This window comes from Stutzerimonas sp. (assembly GCF_982611455.1).
The window spans coordinates 16,054-33,188 of sequence record NZ_CEXBBO010000030.1 but is presented as its reverse complement, the minus strand read 5'-3'; the positions used below and the strand labels follow the sequence as shown (position 1 = coordinate 33,188).

The 17,135-nt window shown below is 59.5% G+C and carries 16 protein-coding genes; 12 read left to right on the top strand and 4 right to left on the bottom strand.

The genetic code is table 11. The features are described from left to right. Positions 1–10: 10 nt before the first annotated feature. A complete protein-coding gene (locus AC2LD7_RS16825) occupies positions 11–496 on the bottom strand; it encodes a YchJ family protein (RefSeq protein WP_484598903.1) in 486 nt (161 codons plus the stop codon). 7 nt (positions 497–503) lie between these two features. After that, the gene (locus tag AC2LD7_RS16820; protein WP_484598873.1) at positions 504–1,025 is read right to left on the bottom strand and encodes a DUF6231 family protein; all 522 of its coding nucleotides are present in this window, start codon (positions 1,023–1,025) and stop codon (positions 504–506) included. 148 nt (positions 1,026–1,173) lie between these two features. On the opposite strand from AC2LD7_RS16820, the gene AC2LD7_RS16815 reads away from it, so the two are divergent. Continuing rightward, complete coding sequence (locus AC2LD7_RS16815; protein WP_484598872.1) at positions 1,174–1,812, top strand: OmpA family protein; 639 nt, start codon at positions 1,174–1,176, stop codon at positions 1,810–1,812. A gap of 91 nt (positions 1,813–1,903) precedes the next feature. On the opposite strand, the gene AC2LD7_RS16810 is transcribed toward AC2LD7_RS16815, so the two are convergent. Then, positions 1,904–2,368, bottom strand: a complete 465-nt coding sequence (locus AC2LD7_RS16810) for a CopD family protein (protein WP_484598871.1) — start codon at positions 2,366–2,368, stop codon at positions 1,904–1,906. Positions 2,369–2,454: 86 nt separating this feature from the next. Between AC2LD7_RS16810 and dinG the strand changes: the two genes are divergently transcribed. The 11 genes from dinG (at position 2,455) to AC2LD7_RS16755 (ending at position 14,374) form a co-directional block, all read left to right on the top strand. Continuing rightward, a complete protein-coding gene (gene dinG, locus AC2LD7_RS16805; RefSeq protein WP_484598870.1) occupies positions 2,455–4,599 on the top strand; it encodes an ATP-dependent DNA helicase DinG in 2,145 nt (714 codons plus the stop codon). Between the two features lie 149 nt (positions 4,600–4,748). Next, positions 4,749–5,897: a serine hydrolase domain-containing protein gene (locus AC2LD7_RS16800; protein WP_484598869.1), complete on the top strand. Its 1,149-nt coding sequence runs from the start codon at positions 4,749–4,751 to the stop codon at positions 5,895–5,897. A 136-nt stretch (positions 5,898–6,033) separates the two neighbouring features. Next, positions 6,034–6,663, top strand: a complete 630-nt coding sequence (locus AC2LD7_RS16795; protein WP_484598868.1) for an OmpA family protein — start codon at positions 6,034–6,036, stop codon at positions 6,661–6,663. Positions 6,664–6,784: 121 nt separating this feature from the next. Further along, positions 6,785–7,432, top strand: coding sequence for a pyridoxamine 5'-phosphate oxidase (pdxH, locus tag AC2LD7_RS16790; protein WP_484598867.1), 648 nt, complete (start codon positions 6,785–6,787; stop codon positions 7,430–7,432). A gap of 451 nt (positions 7,433–7,883) precedes the next feature. Continuing rightward, the gene (locus AC2LD7_RS16785) at positions 7,884–8,345 is read left to right on the top strand and encodes an outer membrane lipoprotein (protein ID WP_484598866.1); all 462 of its coding nucleotides are present in this window, start codon (positions 7,884–7,886) and stop codon (positions 8,343–8,345) included. A gap of 317 nt (positions 8,346–8,662) precedes the next feature. Next, positions 8,663–11,455 carry a monovalent cation/H+ antiporter subunit A gene (locus tag AC2LD7_RS16780; protein WP_484598902.1) on the top strand — a complete coding sequence of 931 codons (2,793 nt, stop codon included), beginning with the start codon at positions 8,663–8,665 and terminating at the stop codon, positions 11,453–11,455. Then, positions 11,455–11,784 (top strand): Na+/H+ antiporter subunit C, encoded by a 330-nt coding sequence (locus AC2LD7_RS16775; RefSeq protein WP_484598865.1) that lies wholly within the window; start codon positions 11,455–11,457, stop codon positions 11,782–11,784. The genes AC2LD7_RS16780 and AC2LD7_RS16775 overlap by 1 nt, the downstream gene beginning before the upstream one ends. Continuing rightward, positions 11,781–13,283 (top strand): monovalent cation/H+ antiporter subunit D, encoded by a 1,503-nt coding sequence (locus AC2LD7_RS16770; protein ID WP_484598864.1) that lies wholly within the window; start codon positions 11,781–11,783, stop codon positions 13,281–13,283. The genes AC2LD7_RS16775 and AC2LD7_RS16770 overlap by 4 nt, the downstream gene beginning before the upstream one ends. Next, entirely contained in the window at positions 13,280–13,780 is a 501-nt protein-coding gene (locus AC2LD7_RS16765) for a Na+/H+ antiporter subunit E (protein WP_484598863.1), read from the top strand. The genes AC2LD7_RS16770 and AC2LD7_RS16765 overlap by 4 nt, the downstream gene beginning before the upstream one ends. Further along, positions 13,765–14,034: a K+/H+ antiporter subunit F gene (locus AC2LD7_RS16760; RefSeq protein ID WP_484598862.1), complete on the top strand. Its 270-nt coding sequence runs from the start codon at positions 13,765–13,767 to the stop codon at positions 14,032–14,034. The genes AC2LD7_RS16765 and AC2LD7_RS16760 overlap by 16 nt, the downstream gene beginning before the upstream one ends. A gap of 10 nt (positions 14,035–14,044) precedes the next feature. After that, positions 14,045–14,374 carry a Na+/H+ antiporter subunit G gene (locus tag AC2LD7_RS16755; protein WP_484598861.1) on the top strand — a complete coding sequence of 110 codons (330 nt, stop codon included), beginning with the start codon at positions 14,045–14,047 and terminating at the stop codon, positions 14,372–14,374. A 57-nt stretch (positions 14,375–14,431) separates the two neighbouring features. On the opposite strand, the gene AC2LD7_RS16750 is transcribed toward AC2LD7_RS16755, so the two are convergent. Then, positions 14,432–17,134 carry a [protein-PII] uridylyltransferase gene (locus tag AC2LD7_RS16750; protein ID WP_484598860.1) on the bottom strand — a complete coding sequence of 901 codons (2,703 nt, stop codon included), beginning with the start codon at positions 17,132–17,134 and terminating at the stop codon, positions 14,432–14,434. Position 17,135 lies beyond the last annotated feature (1 nt).

Sequence of the window (17,135 nt, the reverse complement as noted above, 5' to 3'; positions counted from 1 at the left end):
CCGGCCTTTGTCATATATAGGCAGCACAGCACTTTTTGTATTTCTGGCCGCTGCCGCACGGGCAGGGATCGTTACGGCTGGCCTTTAGCGGGATGGTCGGGTCGATGAAGTACCATTGGCCGTCGTGCTGCACGAAGGCCGAGCGCTCGTGCTGGGCGTGCTCTCCCGACAAGTCATGCCAGCGAGCGGTGAAGCTCACCAGCGCATGCTCCGGCTGCCCCCCGATCAGCTGGCTCTCCTCGACTTCGAGTCCCAACCAGGTGCTGGCTGCGCTCCAATCGTTCATTGATTGAAGATCCAACGAGTCTTGTTGGGCGGGCAGTGTGGTGGCCCTCAGGTAATTGATTAGCCCCAATACATAGGCACTGTAGCGCGATCGCATGAGCTGTTCCGCGCTCGGTGCCGGTAGTCCGCCGTGATAACGCCCGCAGCACTCGTCGAGCGCGTCGCCGCTGCCGCAAGGGCAGTTCGCGCCATGTAGTGGGTCATTGGTCATCATCGGATCACCACCAGTATTTGCCAAACATCTGCGGATTTGCCCAGAACTTCGCGTTCAGCCAGTCCGGAACCTGCTTGTAATCCAGCAGGTCGTAGGTGAAGAGGGTCAAGGTCTGTTCGTCACGTTCGAAGCGCGCGCTGACCTGCAGGGCGAGGGCAAAGAAATCCGTGGCCTGCCAGTCGCAGGCATTCAAATCAACCAGAACCGCAATGCGGCTGGCATTGAGGTTTCGGATACCGCCGAGCAACTGGAGGCCGTCTCGCTTCGGTAGGTGTTCCAGGCAGTCGGCAACGAGTGCCAGATCATACCGGCGGCTGGCCAGCTCTTCGGACAATGGAGGGGTTGGTGCTCGGTCGATCTGGCTGGCTTGGTGGCTGCGGCTGAACGCCTCGATTGCGGGAAGATCGCTAAGGCCTACATGTAACAGGCGCGCTGGGGCGTATTGCTCAAGGAGTGCGGCCAGTGCCTGTTGTGGACTTTGTAATGAGCTGGTTGCGATCAAACCGGGATCCTCAGAGTCAGGCATCGAAATTTGCGGAGATGTAGTTCGTACCGTCTGGCAAAGCGTAAAGACTAGCGCGGCAGCGCATGCCGGCCTAGTCTCGTTACAACTGGAGTCGCTTATGCCCGTCCGCATGGCGCTCTGGCCGATCCCATATTAGGAGATTTTACCGATGAGTAGCTTACGGACAGCAGTACCCGTGATTGTGATGACCACCTTTCTGGCCGGCTGTGCAGGGGTGCAGAAGCAGGATTGGCCCAGCTGTGCGGCTGTCGGCGGTGTCACCGGTGCCGCGCTGGGTGCGATAGAGAGCAGCACCTACACAGGTTACGGCGCATTGATCGGGGGCGGTATAGCGGCTGCTTATTGCTGGGCTAACGGTACCGAGCAGGAAACGGTCGCCATGGTCGAAACTGTAGAGCCGATGCCGGTTGCCGAGCCTGAGCCTGAGCCGATGGCTGAGCCCGTTCGTGTCGAGCTCGACGTCAAGTTCGACTTTGACCGTGCGCAGGTCAAGCAGGACAGCATGGACGATATTCGAGATCTGGCTGACTTCATGAAGCAGTATGGCCAGACCTCGACTGTTGTCGAAGGGCATACCGACTCGGTTGGCACTGACGCCTACAACCAGCGTTTGTCCGAACGCCGTGCCAACGCTGTGCGTGACGTGCTGGTCAATCAGCATGGCCTGGAAGGTAGCCGAGTGGACGCGGTTGGCTATGGCGAGTCCCGTCCGGTTGCCGACAACTCGACGGACGAGGGCCGTGCGATCAACCGTCGCGTAGAAGCCGAGGTTGAAGCGCGTCCTTGATGCGATGCTGATCTGATGAAGCCGGGCACCTCGCCCGGCTTTTTCTATCTATGCCGCGACCTATGCCGCGACCGGTTTCATTTCGCTCAGGTCAGAGCAAAGGGCGCGCACTGGCCAATGCCACCACCAGCAATCCCAGCAACAGATTGATACCCACCAACTTGCGGATTCGTCCCAGCGCCGCGCCGCCTTCCGACCAATTCTGCACGGCGATCGCCCGCTTGAGCTCCGGCAGCTGCAACAGCTGGATGCGCAGGAATAACGCCAGCATCACCAGAAACAGCCCTGCCATGATGTGTACATAGCGAGGCGCTGCGTCCAGACCATCGAAGCGCATATGCCACATGCCGATACCGCTGATCGGCAATACCGCTATCGTGACCCAGACCCATTTGAAGAAACGGCGAAATACATCGGCCCAGAGCTTCAGCCGCTCGGGCGCCTGTAGCTCCGAGACGGCGGCGGGGCGCAGCACCATCCAAGCGAAGAACATGCCGCCCACCCAAATCACGGCGGCCAAAACGTGTAGCGAATAGAGCAGGGCGAAAGGGGTCATGACAAATCTCCGGTGGCGGTTGGGGAAACGCGCGCTATCATAGCCACCCGTTCAAAATACTGAAAATATATACAGCTTCCGCGCCCATGCTCAGCACCGAACTCAAGACCCAGATCCAGGGCGCTTATTCCCGCTTTCTCGAGGCCAAAGGCCACAAGTCTCGCTATGGTCAACGCCTGATGATTGCCGAAGTGGCGAAAGTGCTGGGAGCGATCAAGGCAGACGACGAGGGCCGTCGGGACGGCGAGCCGGCAATCGTTGCGGTGGAAGCCGGAACGGGTACCGGCAAGACGGTGGCCTATAGCCTGGCCGCCATTCCGACCGCGAAGGCTGCGGGGAAACGCTTGGTGATCGCTACGGCGACCGTCGCGTTGCAAGAGCAGATCGTGCACAAGGATCTGCCGGACCTGATGCGCAACAGCGGGCTGAACTTCTCCTTTGCCTTGGCTAAGGGCCGCGGCCGCTACCTATGCCTGTCCAAGCTCGATGTGCTGCTGCAGGAAGGCCAGGCACAAAGCGCCACCGCACAGCTTTTTGAAGGAGATGGCTTTCGCATAGACGTGGACGAGCGCAGCCAGAAACTCTTCGGCAGCATGATCGAAAAGCTTGCCGGCAACCGCTGGGATGGTGATCGCGACAGCTGGTCGGAAGAGCTTGCCGATCCCGATTGGGCGCGCCTGACCACCGATCACAGTCAATGCACCGGTCGACACTGCCCCAACTTCCAGCAGTGCGCTTTCTACAAGGCGCGAGAAGGGATGACAAAGGTAGATGTCATCGTTACAAACCATGACATGGTGCTCGCCGATCTGGCGCTCGGTGGCGGTGCGGTATTGCCGGATCCGCGAGACACGCTCTATGTCTTCGATGAAGGCCATCACCTGCCAGACAAAGCCATCGGCCATTTCGCACACTTCACTCGTTTGCGCTCGACTGCCGACTGGCTTGCCCAGATCGAAAAGAATCTCACCAAGCTTTTGGCCCAGCATCCGTTGCCGGGTGATCTTGGCCGTCTGATCGAGGCGGTTCCGGAGATCGCCCGTGACCTGCGCAGTCAGCAACAATTTATGTTCAGTGCGTGCGAGCAGCTGGCCGACTTCAAGGCCGGTGAAGACATGGAAGGCCGCGAGCGGCCGCGACATCGATTCGTCGGTGGGGTAGTGCCCGAGCATTTGATCGAACTAGGCGTCGAGCTGAAAAAGGGCTTCGCCAAACTCAACGATCTGTTCACCCGGCTTACCGAGCTGCTCAAAGAAGCGATGGACGGCGAGACCGGCGTCGGCATCGCCAGCCATCAGGCCGAAGAGTGGTATCCGCTGTTCGGAAGCCTGCTCACTCGCGCCCAGGGCAACTGGGAGCTGTGGACCGCCTTCACCGTCGATGATCCGGAGGATAGCCCTCCAATGGCACGCTGGCTGACCCTGGCAGAAGGTGGCGCGCTTTTCGATATCGAGGTCAATGCCAGCCCAATCCTCGCTGCCGAGACATTGCGACGCAATCTATGGAATGTGTGTTATGGCGCGCTGGTGACCTCCGCAACCCTCACCGCCTTGAACAGCTTCGATCGGTATCGCATGCGTGCGGGATTGCCGCGTTGCGCAGTGACGGCTGTGGTGCCAAGTCCGTTCCATCACGCAGACGCAGGTGTGTTACGGGTGCCCAATCTCAATGCCGACCCGCGTGATGCGTCCGCACATACGGCAGCGATCGTGCGCGATTTGCCGCAGCTGGTGGAGGGCTCGCGTGGCACGCTGGTGCTGTTTTCATCGCGCAAGCAGATGCAGGATGTTTTCGATGGCCTGGAACGTGACTGGCGTCGACGGGTGCTGATCCAGGGCAATCTGTCGAAGCAGGAAACGCTCAACAAGCACAAGGCGCGCGTGGACGATGGCGAGGAAAGCGTGCTGTTCGGCCTCGCCAGCTTCGCCGAAGGTGTCGATCTGCCGGGAGCCTATTGCGAGCACGTCGTGATCGCGAAAATACCCTTTGCAGTACCCGATGATCCGGTCGAGGCGGCGTTGGCGGAGTGGATCGAGGCGCGAGGAGGCAATCCCTTCATGGAGATTGCGGTGCCGGATGCGTCACTGCGTCTGGTGCAGGCGTGCGGGCGGCTACTGCGTACCGAAGAGGATCGCGGCACCATCACATTGCTCGACCGCCGGGTCGTAACCCAGCGCTATGGCAAGGCCATTCTCAATGCGTTGCCGCCATTCCGGCGAGAGATCGGCTAGTTTGTCGGGTCGGCCGTCCCGCCGACCTGCTGGCGGCATGTATCGTTATTCAAACTGCTGATTATCCTGTAATCAATGCCGAGGCGGTTCCGCTGATCCAGCGCGGCTGAAACAATGCATCGGTCACATATCTGATAAGGGGCGCAAGCGTGCAGATCCAAGGATATTTCGATCTTCGTTTCGAGGCGGTCAGAGACACGTTCAGTGATCTTTTCGAGCAGACTCAACAGCGCGGCGCGGCGGTGTGTGTGAAGGTCGGCGGTGAAACCGTAGTCGACCTCTGGGCAGGCGTGGCAGACAACGCTGGTGAGCAAGCCTGGCAAACCGATACCTTGGTCAATCTGTTTTCCTGCACCAAGACCTTCACCGCCGTAGCTGCGCTGCAGCTAGTAGACGAAGGCAAGCTGCAGCTGGACGAACCGGTGGCGCGGCTCTGGCCGGAATTTGCCGTCAACGGCAAGCAAGGCATCACGCTACGGCAACTGCTCAGCCATCAGGCCGGATTGCCCGCTGTCAGAAAGCCACTTCCCGCCGAGGCGTTGTACGACTGGAATGTGATGACGGCTGCCCTGGCAGCGGAGAGTCCTTGGTGGACACCGGGCGACGGACATGGGTATGCCGCGATTACCTACGGCTGGCTGCTCGGCGAGCTGATTCGCCGCGCCGATGGCCGCGAGCCGGGCGAAGCGATCACTGCGCGTACCGCCCGCCCGCTGGGGCTGGATTTCCATATCGGTCTGGCCGATTCAGAATTCGATCGTGTCGGTTACCTGACCCGACAAAAGAATAATTTCGGCGATGCGGCTGCGCAGCGTCTGTTCAAGGCGATGACAGGCGATCCGCAATCACTCAGCGCTCGTGCATTCACCAACCCGCCGTCGATCATGAACAGTGGCAACAAGCCCGAGTGGCGCAGAATGGTGCAACCCGCCGCCAATGGGCACGGCAATGCACGCGCGCTGGCCGGCTTCTACGATGGGCTGCTGCGCGGTGATCTGCTCAATCCGGCGCTGCTGACCGAAATGACCCGCGAGCATTGTATTGGCGAAGATCGTACTTTGCTGACCCGCACCCGTTTCGCCTTGGGCTGCTGGCTCGATCAGCCGGATGTTGAAAATGCGACGTTTGGCATGGGCCCCGGCACCTTCGGCCATCCTGGAGCCGGTGGCTGCATTGGCTTTGCTGATCCGCAACGGGATCTCGCGTTCGGTTATGTCACGAACACGCTTGGCCCCTATGTTCTGATGGATCCTCGTGCTCAGGCTCTGGCGCGTGCAGTAAAAGCCTGTTTGGGCTGAACCGCTCGTCTGTTTGCCATGGGGAGACTTTTCATAACAATGACCTGCGTCCACAATTTGAGGCAAATCCTTGCTTAAGCTGCCGGCTGATCACGCGCGGCTTGTCTTCGCAAACTCATCTTCACGGAACTTGCTCATGAACCTGCTGAAAAGCGCCTCTCTGATTCTCTGCATGGTCATTTCCGGCTGCAGCTCCAACGGCGAAAAGCCTGCCGAAGTGGCTGCTGCGCCGGAGCCGGTGATCGATTATGCCTGGCTGGACGACTACGAGCCCCGGCTCAAAGACGCTTTGAAGGACAGTCGTTTCGAGGTCGAGCGCCGCGAGGGTGTCCTGGTGGTCACTGCGCCGGTCGATGCATCGTTTAACCCTGATCGTCCGGGCATGCTGCTCCCTGTCACGCTTGGGCCTATCAGTCGCGTGGCGAAACTGGTGGAAGGTGACGCGAAAACCGCCGTGGTCGTGCTTGGTCACGCCGATAGCACCGGATCGGTAGAAATCAACCGCGACATCAGTCGCAAGCGTGCTGGTGCCGTTGCTGCGATCTTCCGTCTCAGTGGCTTGAAACACGATCGGCTGCGCATTCGCGGGCTGGGTTCCGACATGCCTCGCGCGTCCAACGAACATGAAGAAGGCCGTGCCCTAAATCGTCGTGTCGAAATGGTCCTCACTCCGCAACCCACATTGCTGGCATTGATCGCGCTGTACAGCGAGGCACCTGCCAAATCGACTCAGGTGGCAGCTGCAGAAGTAACCAAAACCAAATAGCGCTCGCCGCACCTGTCGTCGGTGCGGCACCTTCGTTTGGAGTTGTTTTGCCTCGGATCAAGCGGGGCTCGGGGCTAAACCGGCTAAGCTGTGGCTTTGACTGTTTTCAGGAACTCCTGCGATGAACCAGACCTTGGCCGATATGCGCCGCGACTACACCCGTGAAGGGCTCAGTGAGGCGAATGCGCCGGACGAACCGTTCGGCCTGTTTCGTCAATGGTTCGACGACGCCGTGCAGACCGAGCAGCTCCCGGTCGAGCCGAATGCCATGACTCTCGCCACGGTTGATGCCGACGGTCGTCCGCATTGTCGCGTGCTGTTGCTCAAGGCGCTCGACGACCGCGGCTTTACCTTCTTCAGTAACTACGAAAGTGCCAAGGCGGAACAACTGGAAGCGCACCCATTCGCCGCGGTGACCTTCTTCTGGCCGAGCCTGGAACGCCAGGTGCGGATAGAGGGGCGGGTCGAGAAGGTCAGCGCTGCCGAGTCGGATGCGTATTACCAGGTGCGACCGCTGGGCAGTCGTCTCGGCGCATGGGCTTCGCCGCAAAGCAGAGTGATCGGCGATCGCGCCGAACTCGAACGACTGCTCGCCGAAGCCGAACAGCGCTTTGTCGATCAGCCGCCTCATTGTCCGCCCCACTGGGGCGGCTACCGGCTACTGCCGGAGCGGATGGAGTTCTGGCAAGGACGCCCGAGCCGATTACATGACCGGCTCAATTATCGACGAATCGCCAATAGCTGGCAGCGCGAGCGCCTAGCGCCCTGATTCGCCAGACGGTTATCGTCTGATCAGTCCAAAACACAGCGGTAGGCCGGTTTTACCGTCTTCGTTGAAGCATCTTGTTCCGCTTCGTTCTGTGGCTATCGCCTCTTCAGCTCTAGATGCTTGCTGTTCCAGCCGCAGGACCGCTCATGTTTGCCCGGATCTCATCCCGCGAATAACGGCAGGTCTCGGCTGGCCGATGTCTGAAGCGAACCAGCGGTCGGGCGTCAACGCGGGCACGCCCCGCATTGAACGACGATGATGAAGTAGCCCTTGGTTCGTCTCGTGAAACAGCTTGAGCGTGCTTCCTGCATGCGGGGCGGGATAGCCTCGGGTAAAGTGGGGTCCTAACCACATGAATGCCGAGTCAGGTCGAGGCAGTTACCGGGCGCCTTTTCGCCGCAGCGCCTGCTCAATGCGGTCGGGATGAACACCCGTTTCCCAGGAGATTACTATGCGCAACTCCATCTTCGTCGCTTCGTTTACCGCTATGGCGTTGGCTGTAGGCGGCTGTACATCAAACCTCACCGGAGATTCCTACTCCCGGGACGAGGCGCGAACGGTCCAGACGGTCCGTTACGGAACCATTGAATCCCTGCGTCCGGTCAAGCTCGAAGGTACCAAAACGCCGATCGGCGGCGGTGCTGGCGCGGTAGTTGGCGGTATCGCTGGCAGCGGCGTCGGTGGTGGCCGTGGTAGTGCTGTTGCAGCGGTGATCGGCGCGGTGGCGGGTGGTTTGCTCGGCGCAGCGGCCGAAGAAGGCATCACGCGTGCGCAGGGTGTTGAGATCACCGTTCGAGAGGACGACGGCAACATGCGCGCCTATGTGCAGGAAGTAGAGCCTAATCAGGTCTTCCGCGTCGGGCAACGCGTACGGATCATGACCGTCAACGGCACCAGTCGCATAGCGCCTTGATAGTGAGTGGTCCGATAGTGGCCAGGGCGGGCTCGTGCGGTTTTCTGCCGCTGCGTCGCGATCGTTGCCGCCCTCTTGATCGTTGCGACTAGATGTTCGGATGCTGCATAGCGCGCCTTGCGTAATCTATTAGGCGCAGCCTGACTGCCGGCCGGCAGTCAGGCTGCGCCTTTTGTTTTTAGAAATACATGAACTCATGACGTTGCTGCGGTCGGTGTGGATAATCGGCGCACACCGCCATGCCTCTTTGGGCTGAGATCTGGTCTACCAAGGGATATAACTGCCGTGCGCTTGCGCGGCTCAAGGGGTTTTTGCTCATGGCGCTTGCGCTGATAATCGCTCTGCCATTTCTGGGGATCGGTCTACCGCTACTGCTCGAACGTTTTGGACGATCCGCCTGTGCATTCGGTGCGGGGCTAGCTCCGTTGCTAGCGCTATTACTGCTGATGTCCAAGCGCGCCGCCGTATTTGGCGGAGAAACGGAAGTGCTGATGCTGCCCTGGTTGCCAGAGCTGGGCTTGAACCTGAGCCTGAGGCTCGACGGTCTGGGTTTTCTATTTGCTCTGCTGATTCTTGGCATCGGTCTGCTGGTCATCCTCTACGCGCGCTATTACCTGTCGAAGAGTGAGCCGATGGGTCGCTTCTTCGGTTTTTTCCTGTTGTTCATGGGCGCAATGCTCGGCGTCGTGCTGGCAGAAAACCTTTTATTGATGCTGATGTTCTGGGAGTTGACCAGTCTCTCCTCGTTTTTGCTGATCGGCTTCTGGAGCCATCGCTCCGATGCCCGTCAGGGCGCCCGGATGGCCCTCGCGGTGACAGGCGGGGGTGGGCTTGCGTTGTTGGCCGGCATCCTGTTGATCGGACATATCGTCGGCAGCTACGAGTTGAGCGCCGTGCTTGCATCCGGCGATCTGATACGAACGCATGCGTTATATCCGCTTACGCTTATTCTGGTCCTGCTCGGCGTATTCACCAAGTCTGCGCAGTTCCCGTTCCACTTCTGGTTGCCGCAAGCAATGGCGGCACCCACCCCGGTATCGGCCTTTTTGCATTCGGCAACTATGGTCAAAGCCGGGGTTTTTCTCCTGGCTCGCCTGTATCCGGCGCTTTCAGATTCTGAATGGTGGTTCTATCTGGTCAGTCTGACCGGCCTCGCAACCTTGCTGCTTGGTGCCGTGATGGCACTGTTTCAACACGATCTGAAAGGTTTGCTGGCCTATTCGACCATCAGCCACCTTGGGCTGATTACGCTGCTGTTCGGCCTCGATTCGCAAATGGGCGCCGTGGCAGCAATCTTTCACATCATCAACCATGCGACGTTCAAAGCGTCATTGTTCATGGCTGCTGGCATCATCGACCACGAGACCGGGACGCGCGATATGCGGCGCATCAACGGTATGTTGAAGTACATGCCGCACACCGCGGCGCTGGCGATGGTCGCGTCGCTGGCGATGGCTGGAGTGCCGCTGCTCAATGGCTTCCTGAGTAAGGAGATGTTCTTCGCCGAGACCCTTGAGCAGCACCTGCTCGGGAGCTTTTACTGGACAATCCCGGCGCTCGCGACCTTGGCGAGCGCCTTTTCGGTAGCGTATTCGCTGCGTTTCGTGCACGACGTGTTCTTCAATGGCGAGCCGATCGACCTGCCGAAATATCCACCGCATGAGCCAACACGCTATATGAAGATCCCGGTGGAAATTCTGGTGTTGCTCTGCTTGCTGGTCGGCATGTTGCCTGCCTACACGGTAGCGCCCCTGTTGGCGGCAGCGGTTGCCGGCAGCCTCAACGGAGACGTTCCCGAGTACAGCCTGGCGATATGGCACGGTTTCAATCTGCCGCTAGCCATGAGTTTCGTCGCCCTGGGCGGTGGGCTGCTCATCTACTCGATGCGCAAGTGGGCGTTTCGCTGGTACGAAGGGCTGCCGCGGGTCGATTCCCTGCAGGTATTTGCACGATTGGTCAGTGAAATCGCTAGAACGGCACGCTGGGTGACTGAACGCATGGAAAGCGGTTCGCTGCAACGCTATCTCGCGCTCATGCTGCTCAGCTCTCTGCTGCTGGTGGTATATGCGCTTACGCCTCTGCAGTCGTTGCATGGTCCGCTGTCGTTCACGCCGTTGGATAGCATTACCGTGTTCGGGTTGCTGATTCTCTGCCTCACGTCGGTGTTGACGGTGATCTTTCACCGCAGACGTCTAACGGCGCTGATCGTGCTGAGCGTGGTGGGGCTGATGGTTGCGCTGACATTTGCGCGTTATTCGGCACCTGACTTGGCGCTGACCCAGCTTTCGGTCGAGGTGGTGACCATCATCCTGCTGATCCTGGCGTTGTTTTTCATGCCGGATCGAACACCGGCTGAGTCGAGCAGCCTGCGCAGCTTCCGCGACCTCATTCTCGCCGGGAGCTTCGGCACCATGATCGCCTTGCTCGCCTATGCGGTACTGACGCGTCCCTATGACAGCATCGCTTCGTTCTTCCTCGAAAACAGCGTGTCCGGCGGCGGCGGGACCAACGTGGTCAACGTGATTCTGGTGGATTTCCGCGGTTTCGATACGCTCGGCGAGATTGCTGTGCTGGCCATCGCCGCAGTCGGCATCTATGGCTTGCTGCATGGGCTGCGCCTGCCGCATCCGATTCGCGACTATGGTGGCCGGCTATGGTCGACCGACAGTCATCCGATGGTTCTGGATACGCTGTCACGTGCGCTGCTGCCGATGGCGCTGCTGGTGTCGGTGTTCATCTTCCTGCGTGGGCACAACCTGCCGGGCGGTGGTTTCATTGCTGGTCTGATCACTGCGGTCGCGCTGATCTTGCAATACATCTCGCATGGCGTTACCTGGGCGCAGCAGCGCCAGCCGTTCAGCTATCACGGTGTGGCGGGGCTTGGCGTATTGCTTGCTGGACTGACTGGTCTGGGCAGCTGGTTGTTCGGCCGACCATTCCTGACGTCGGCCTTCGGCCATTTCCATCTCCCGCTGATTGGTGAATTCGAACTGGCAACCGCGATGATTTTCGATCTTGGCGTGTACCTGACGGTGGTGGGGGCGACCCTGCTGATCCTTTCCAACATCGCTCACGTCAGCCAAGACGAATCGTGCAAGGAGGTGCTTTGATGGAGGCTGTGTTCGCGATGACGCTTGGAGTCATGATGACCAGCGGTGTTTATCTGCTGCTTCGTGCTCGCATATTCCCGGTGGTGATGGGGCTGACGCTGATTTCCTACGCGGTGAACCTGTTCATTTTCGCCATGGGTCGCCTCGCTACTGGCGTGCCGGCGGTTATCGGGCAGAGCGCCGAATACGGTGATCCCTTGCCGCAGGCACTGGTGTTGACCGCCATCGTAATCGGCTTCGCAATGACCGCGTTCGTCGTAGTACTGGCGCTTCGCGGTCTCGGCGAGTTGCGCACCGACCACGTAGACGGCCGGGAGCCGCGCGAATGAATCACGCCTTGATCCTCCCGATCCTGCTGCCGCTGTTTGCCGGCTGTGCATTGCTACTGGTTCATCGACAGGGGATGCCATTCAAGCGTTCGCTGTCGCTGATCGCGACCTGGTTGCTGGTTCCGCTGGCCATATTGCTATTGCTGCAGGCGAATACCGGTGTCTTGTCCGTGTATCGCCTCGGCGACTGGCCGCCGCCGTTCGGCATCATGCTGCTGCTCGATCGGCTGAGTGCACTGATGCTGTTGGTGACTGCAGTGCTTGCCGGTTTCTCGGTGCTCTACGCCTCCCGTGGCGACGATGAGCGCGGGCCTAATTTTCATGCGTTGTTCCAGTTTCAGCTGGCGGGCATCAACGGCGCATTCCTTACCGGCGATCTGTTCAATCTGTTCGTATTCTTCGAGGTCCTGTTGATTTCGTCCTATGCCTTGTTGCTGCACGGCCATGGAGCGAAACGAGTACAGGCCGGCATCCACTACGTCGTGCTGAATCTGCTGGGATCGTCGCTGTTCCTGATCGGCGTGAGCATGCTTTACGGTCTCACCGGGACGCTGAATATGGCCGATCTGGCGGTTCGGGTCAGTGCCGCCGATCCGGCTGATGCTCCGCTGCTGGCTGCTGCAGGTTATCTGTTGCTGGTGGTGTTCGCCTTGAAGGGGGCGATCCTGCCGCTGTACTTCTGGCTGCCTCGAGCCTATGCCTCGGCGACTGCGCCGGTTGCCGCGCTATTCGCGATCATGACCAAGCTCGGTCTCTACGCCATCGTGCGGGTGTTCACGCTGATTTTCGGCAGCGAAGCGGGCGTGCTGAGCAACATGGTGCTCGATTGGTTGTGGCCGCTGTCGATGCTCACCCTTGCCGGTGGCGTCCTGGGCGCGCTGGCCGCTCGTAACTTGCAGGTCCTGCTTTCTTATCTGGTAGTGGTATCGGTGGGCACATTGCTGGCTGGCATCGCGCTGGGGACGGAGCAGGGGCTAAGCGCGGCGCTTTATTATCTGATCCACAGCACTCTGATATCCGGCGGCTTGTTCCTGCTGGCGGACGTCATTGCTCGACAACGCGGCGATACGGCATCCGAGCTGATCTCGGCGCCGGCATTGAAACAGCCGTTGATGTTGGGCACGCTGTTCTTTGCCGGAGCGATTTCCGTCGCCGGGCTGCCTCCGTTTTCCGGTTTCCTCGGCAAGGTGATGCTTTTACGGGCGGTACCGCCGGGTATTGGCGCTTCGATACTCTGGCCGGTGGTACTGGTTGGGGGGCTGGGCATGCTGATCGCGCTGAGCCGCGCCGGAAGCATGGTGTTCTGGCGTTCGAGTGAGGCGGCTACCGTGGGAAGGCCGGCGGATCCGATGCGTGTAGCAGCAACCGTCGGTTTATTGCTCGGTAGCCTGGTTCTGGTGGTAGCAGCACAGCCGATCCAGGCATACGTTCAGGCAGCAGCTGCACAGCTGTTCGACCTCGGCCCTTATCTACAGATCATTCAGGGAGGTGCCGCATGAAATTCCGCGTGCTGCCCAACCCTGCGCTGACGCTACTGCTGGCCATGCTTTGGCTGCTGCTCAACAACACTCTGAGCTTGGGCCATTTGCTCCTCGGGCTATTTCTCGGCTGGGTGATTCCGCTGCTGGTGAGCGGATTCTTGATCGAGGTGCCGGCGGTTCGTCGGCCGCTGAAGCTCTGCCTGTTCATGCTCAAGGTGTTCTATGACATCGCAGTCGCCAACATTCACGTGGCGAAGCTGGTACTTGGCCCCCGCGGCCATCTACAACCTGCCTTCGTCGAAGTGCCGATGGCGATCGAGCATCCGTTCGTCCTCGCAGTGCTGACCAGCATCATCTCGCTTACGCCGGGCACTGTATCGGCCTCGTTGCGACCCGATCACAAGGTTCTGCTGATCCACGCGCTGGACGCGCCCGATATCGAGGCGCTGGTCGACGAGGTGAAAAACCGTTACGAAACGCCCTTGCTGGAGATATTCGAATGCTCTCGTATGTGATTCCGCTGTGTATGGCAGTCATCGGGCTCGCTGCGATTCTGAATGTGGTGCGCCTGATTCAGGGGCCGGACATGCCCGACCGGGTGCTGGCGCTCGACACGCTTTATATAAACGCGTTGGCGCTGATCGTCCTGTTCGGCATCTGGCTGGCTTCCGATCTGTTCTTCGAAGCTGCATTGCTGATCGCAGTGATGGGCTTCGTCAGTACCGTCGCAGTGGGGAAACATCTGCTGCACGGCGACATCATCGATTGAGGAGTCACCTATGCCATTCTGGATCGAACTGCTGGTGAGTACCTTTCTGATACTTGGCAGCGCCTTCGCGCTGATCGGGGCGATTGGTTTATATCGTCTGCCGGATTTCTTCACTCGGCTGCACGGGCCGACCAAGGCCACCACGCTGGGAGTGGGCGGCATCGTCGTCGCATCGATGATCTTCTTCAGCAATCAGGGCGATGGTCTTAGCGCGCACGAAGTGCTGATTACCCTGTTCCTGTTTCTGACTGCGCCGGTTAGTGCTCACGTCCTGGCCAAGGCCGCGATGCAGCAGAAGCTGCCATACACGGCTAAGACACGCGGCAAGCCCTGGGATTGAATGTCGGCCGGCCTGGCGACTGGCTCTGGTGGGCATTGGCGCAAGCCGGGCTTGTTCTCAGATGACGATGCTGCTCGGTGAGGGTTGCCGCTCGTTCTCCTGCGAAAGCTGCTTGATCATTGCCTGCTGCAGCTTGATGCACAGCTGGGGATCCGACAGCGGCTGATTGTCCGCATTGGTCACGAAAAACACGTCCTCGACGCGCTCGCCGAGCGTGGCGATTTTAGCGTTCTGCAGCGATAGATCGAAGTCCAGGAACAGCTGGCCGATGCGTGCCAACAGCCCGGGGCGGTCAGGTGCGATAACTTCGATGATCGTGTGTGGGCGTTGCATATCGTTGTGGATGGTGACCTGCGGCGGAAACGCGAAGTGCTTGAGCTGGCGGGGCACGCGTTTCTGGATGATCGTCAGGTAGTCCTCCGGGTTACGTAGCGCATCGATCAAGCCCTGACGAATTTCCTCGGTGCGCTCGGGATCGTTGCCGATAGGACTTCCATCGGCATCCAGCACAATGTAGGTGTCCAGCGTGAACTGGCTGCTCGAGGTAATGATGCGGGCGTCGTGAATGTTCAGGTTCAGCTGATCCATTGCCGCCACGGTCACGGCGAAGAAGTCGTGCTGGTCCGGTGCATAGATGAAAATCTGCGTGCCGCCTTCGAATTCTCGCTGGGTGGTTTCTTTGATCAGAACCAGCGGGCCGCCGTCGCTCGGATGCTCGATGATGGCTTCGGTGTGCCAGGCCACGTCGGTGGAGCTGTGACGCATGAAGTAGTCGTCACCCAGTTGCGACCACAGCTGCTCGGCGTCGTCCGGATCAGTACCGTTGCGTACCAGATTGTCGAGCGCGGCACGCTGGGTCTGGCGAATCTGTTCCTCGCGACCTAGCGGATTTTCCAGGCCGCGCTTGAGGGCTCGTTTGGTTTCTGTGTACAGCTGGCGTAGCAGGCTGGCTCGCCAGGAATTCCACAGCGTCGGGTTAGTGGCGTTGATGTCCGCCACCGTAAGTACGTACAGGTAGTCGAGGTGGGTCTCGTCGCCGACCAGCTGGGCGAAATCATTGATCACCTGCGGGTCGGATAGATCCTTGCGCTGCGCTGTTGTGGACATCACCAGGTGACTCTCCACCAGCCAGACCACTAGCCGCGTATCCCACGCCGGAAGCTTGTGGCGCACGCAGAAGGCCTGGGCATCCACAGCGCCGAGCTCCGAATGATCTCCGCCACGACCTTTGGCGATGTCGTGATAAAGCCCTGCGATATAAATGAGTTCCGGCTTGGGCAAGCGTTCGACCAGCTTGCTGGCCAATGGATACTTTTCCGCGACGCCGGGCTTGCTGAGTTTGCGTAAGTATTTGATGACGTTGAGCGTATGGGCATCAACGGTATAGATGTGGAAAAGGTCGTGCTGCATCTGGCCGACGATATGGCCGAACTCCGGCAGATAGCGTCCGAGAATGCCGTAACGGTTCATTCGGCGCAGGTTACGGTGGATGCCTTCCTTGCACTTGAACAGCTCGACAAACAGGCTGGTGTTGCGGATATCGCTGCGGAAATCATCATCGATGAGATGGCGGTGGTCGCGCAGCAGGCGGATGGTTTCGGCCCGCACCCCTTGGATTTCTGGATGTTGCGCCAGCAGTACGAAGACTTCCAGAATCGCGAAGGGTCTGCGTTTGAAAACCGAATCATTAGCCACTTCGAGATAGCCGTCGCGTAAGACGAAGCGGCTATTGAGCGGCACGGCATCGCCGCTGTCGCCCTCCCACAGAATCACTTCCGCGAAATGTTGCCCTACCAGATCGCTGAGCTCGGAAATGCTCATGACCACGCGGTAGTACTTTTGCATGAAGCGCTCGATGGCCAGCTTGGCATCGCTGTCTTCATAGCCGAGGAGGGCGGCGAGGCTTCGTTGGTGGTCGAAGAGCAGGCGGTCTTCGGCGCGTCCTGCCAGCATGTGCAGCCCATAACGGACGCGCCAGATGAACTCCTGGCTGGACACCAGCAACGCATATTCGCCTTCGGTAAGAAAACCCTGATCGACGATTGCGCTCAGATTCAGGCTGCCGAACTGGCGACGAGCGATCCACAGAATCGTTTGGATGTCGCGTAGCCCGCCGGGCGAGCCTTTCACGTTGGGCTCAAGGTTGTACTCGGTGTTGTTGTACTTGGAGTGACGCGCCGCTTGCTCGTTGCGTTTGGCAAGGAAGAATTCCTTGCTCGGCCACATTTCCGATGGTCTGGTGACGCTCAGCATGTTTTGTCGCAGGCGCTCGGGCCCGGCGATGGTGCGGCTCTCCATAAGATTGGTGATCACCGTCAGGTCCGCACGGGCCTCTTCGGCGCATTCGGCCACTGAGCGTACGCTCTGGCCGACCTCCAGGCCGATATCCCAAAGCAGGGTCAGAAAGCCTTCAATGGAGTCTCGAAATTTTTCCTGATCGCTGTCATCGAGCAGGATCAGCAGATCGATGTCGGAGTACGGGTGCAGTTCGCCACGACCATAGCCTCCCACCGCGACCAGCGCGATCTCGGCATCGCTGTTCCAGTCGAAGCGCTGCCAAGCTGTGCGCAGGATCTGATCAACGAACCAGGCGCGGTCTTCGATCAGGCGACGGATATCGCGGCCTGCTAAAAACCGTGCATCGAGCACTTCACGGGATTTGCGAATGACTTTTTTGAAGGCAGCGATGGGGCTGGCTTTGAGCGCCAGCTCTGCCTGAAACTGGCTGCGGTCGAATAGTTCGGGATCAACCTGAGGCATG

Excerpts from the sequence above, each read along its gene's own strand:
- AC2LD7_RS16775 (WP_484598865.1), top strand. The coding sequence starts at position 11,455 with ATGGAGGCTGTGTTCGCGATGACGCTTGGAGTCATGATGACCAGCGGT.
- AC2LD7_RS16820 (WP_484598873.1), bottom strand. The coding sequence starts at position 1,025 with ATGCCTGACTCTGAGGATCCCGGTTTGATCGCAACCAGCTCATTACAA.
- pdxH (WP_484598867.1), top strand. The coding sequence starts at position 6,785 with ATGAACCAGACCTTGGCCGATATGCGCCGCGACTACACCCGTGAAGGG.
- AC2LD7_RS16795 (WP_484598868.1), top strand. The coding sequence starts at position 6,034 with ATGAACCTGCTGAAAAGCGCCTCTCTGATTCTCTGCATGGTCATTTCC.
- AC2LD7_RS16765 (WP_484598863.1), top strand. The coding sequence starts at position 13,280 with ATGAAATTCCGCGTGCTGCCCAACCCTGCGCTGACGCTACTGCTGGCC.
- AC2LD7_RS16780 (WP_484598902.1), top strand. The coding sequence starts at position 8,663 with ATGGCGCTTGCGCTGATAATCGCTCTGCCATTTCTGGGGATCGGTCTA.
- dinG (WP_484598870.1), top strand. The coding sequence starts at position 2,455 with ATGCTCAGCACCGAACTCAAGACCCAGATCCAGGGCGCTTATTCCCGC.
- AC2LD7_RS16825 (WP_484598903.1), bottom strand. The coding sequence starts at position 496 with ATGACCAATGACCCACTACATGGCGCGAACTGCCCTTGCGGCAGCGGC.
- AC2LD7_RS16750 (WP_484598860.1), bottom strand. The coding sequence starts at position 17,134 with ATGCCTCAGGTTGATCCCGAACTATTCGACCGCAGCCAGTTTCAGGCA.
- AC2LD7_RS16785 (WP_484598866.1), top strand. The coding sequence starts at position 7,884 with ATGCGCAACTCCATCTTCGTCGCTTCGTTTACCGCTATGGCGTTGGCT.
- AC2LD7_RS16770 (WP_484598864.1), top strand. The coding sequence starts at position 11,781 with ATGAATCACGCCTTGATCCTCCCGATCCTGCTGCCGCTGTTTGCCGGC.
- AC2LD7_RS16755 (WP_484598861.1), top strand. The coding sequence starts at position 14,045 with ATGCCATTCTGGATCGAACTGCTGGTGAGTACCTTTCTGATACTTGGC.
- AC2LD7_RS16810 (WP_484598871.1), bottom strand. The coding sequence starts at position 2,368 with ATGACCCCTTTCGCCCTGCTCTATTCGCTACACGTTTTGGCCGCCGTG.
- AC2LD7_RS16815 (WP_484598872.1), top strand. The coding sequence starts at position 1,174 with ATGAGTAGCTTACGGACAGCAGTACCCGTGATTGTGATGACCACCTTT.
- AC2LD7_RS16760 (WP_484598862.1), top strand. The coding sequence starts at position 13,765 with ATGCTCTCGTATGTGATTCCGCTGTGTATGGCAGTCATCGGGCTCGCT.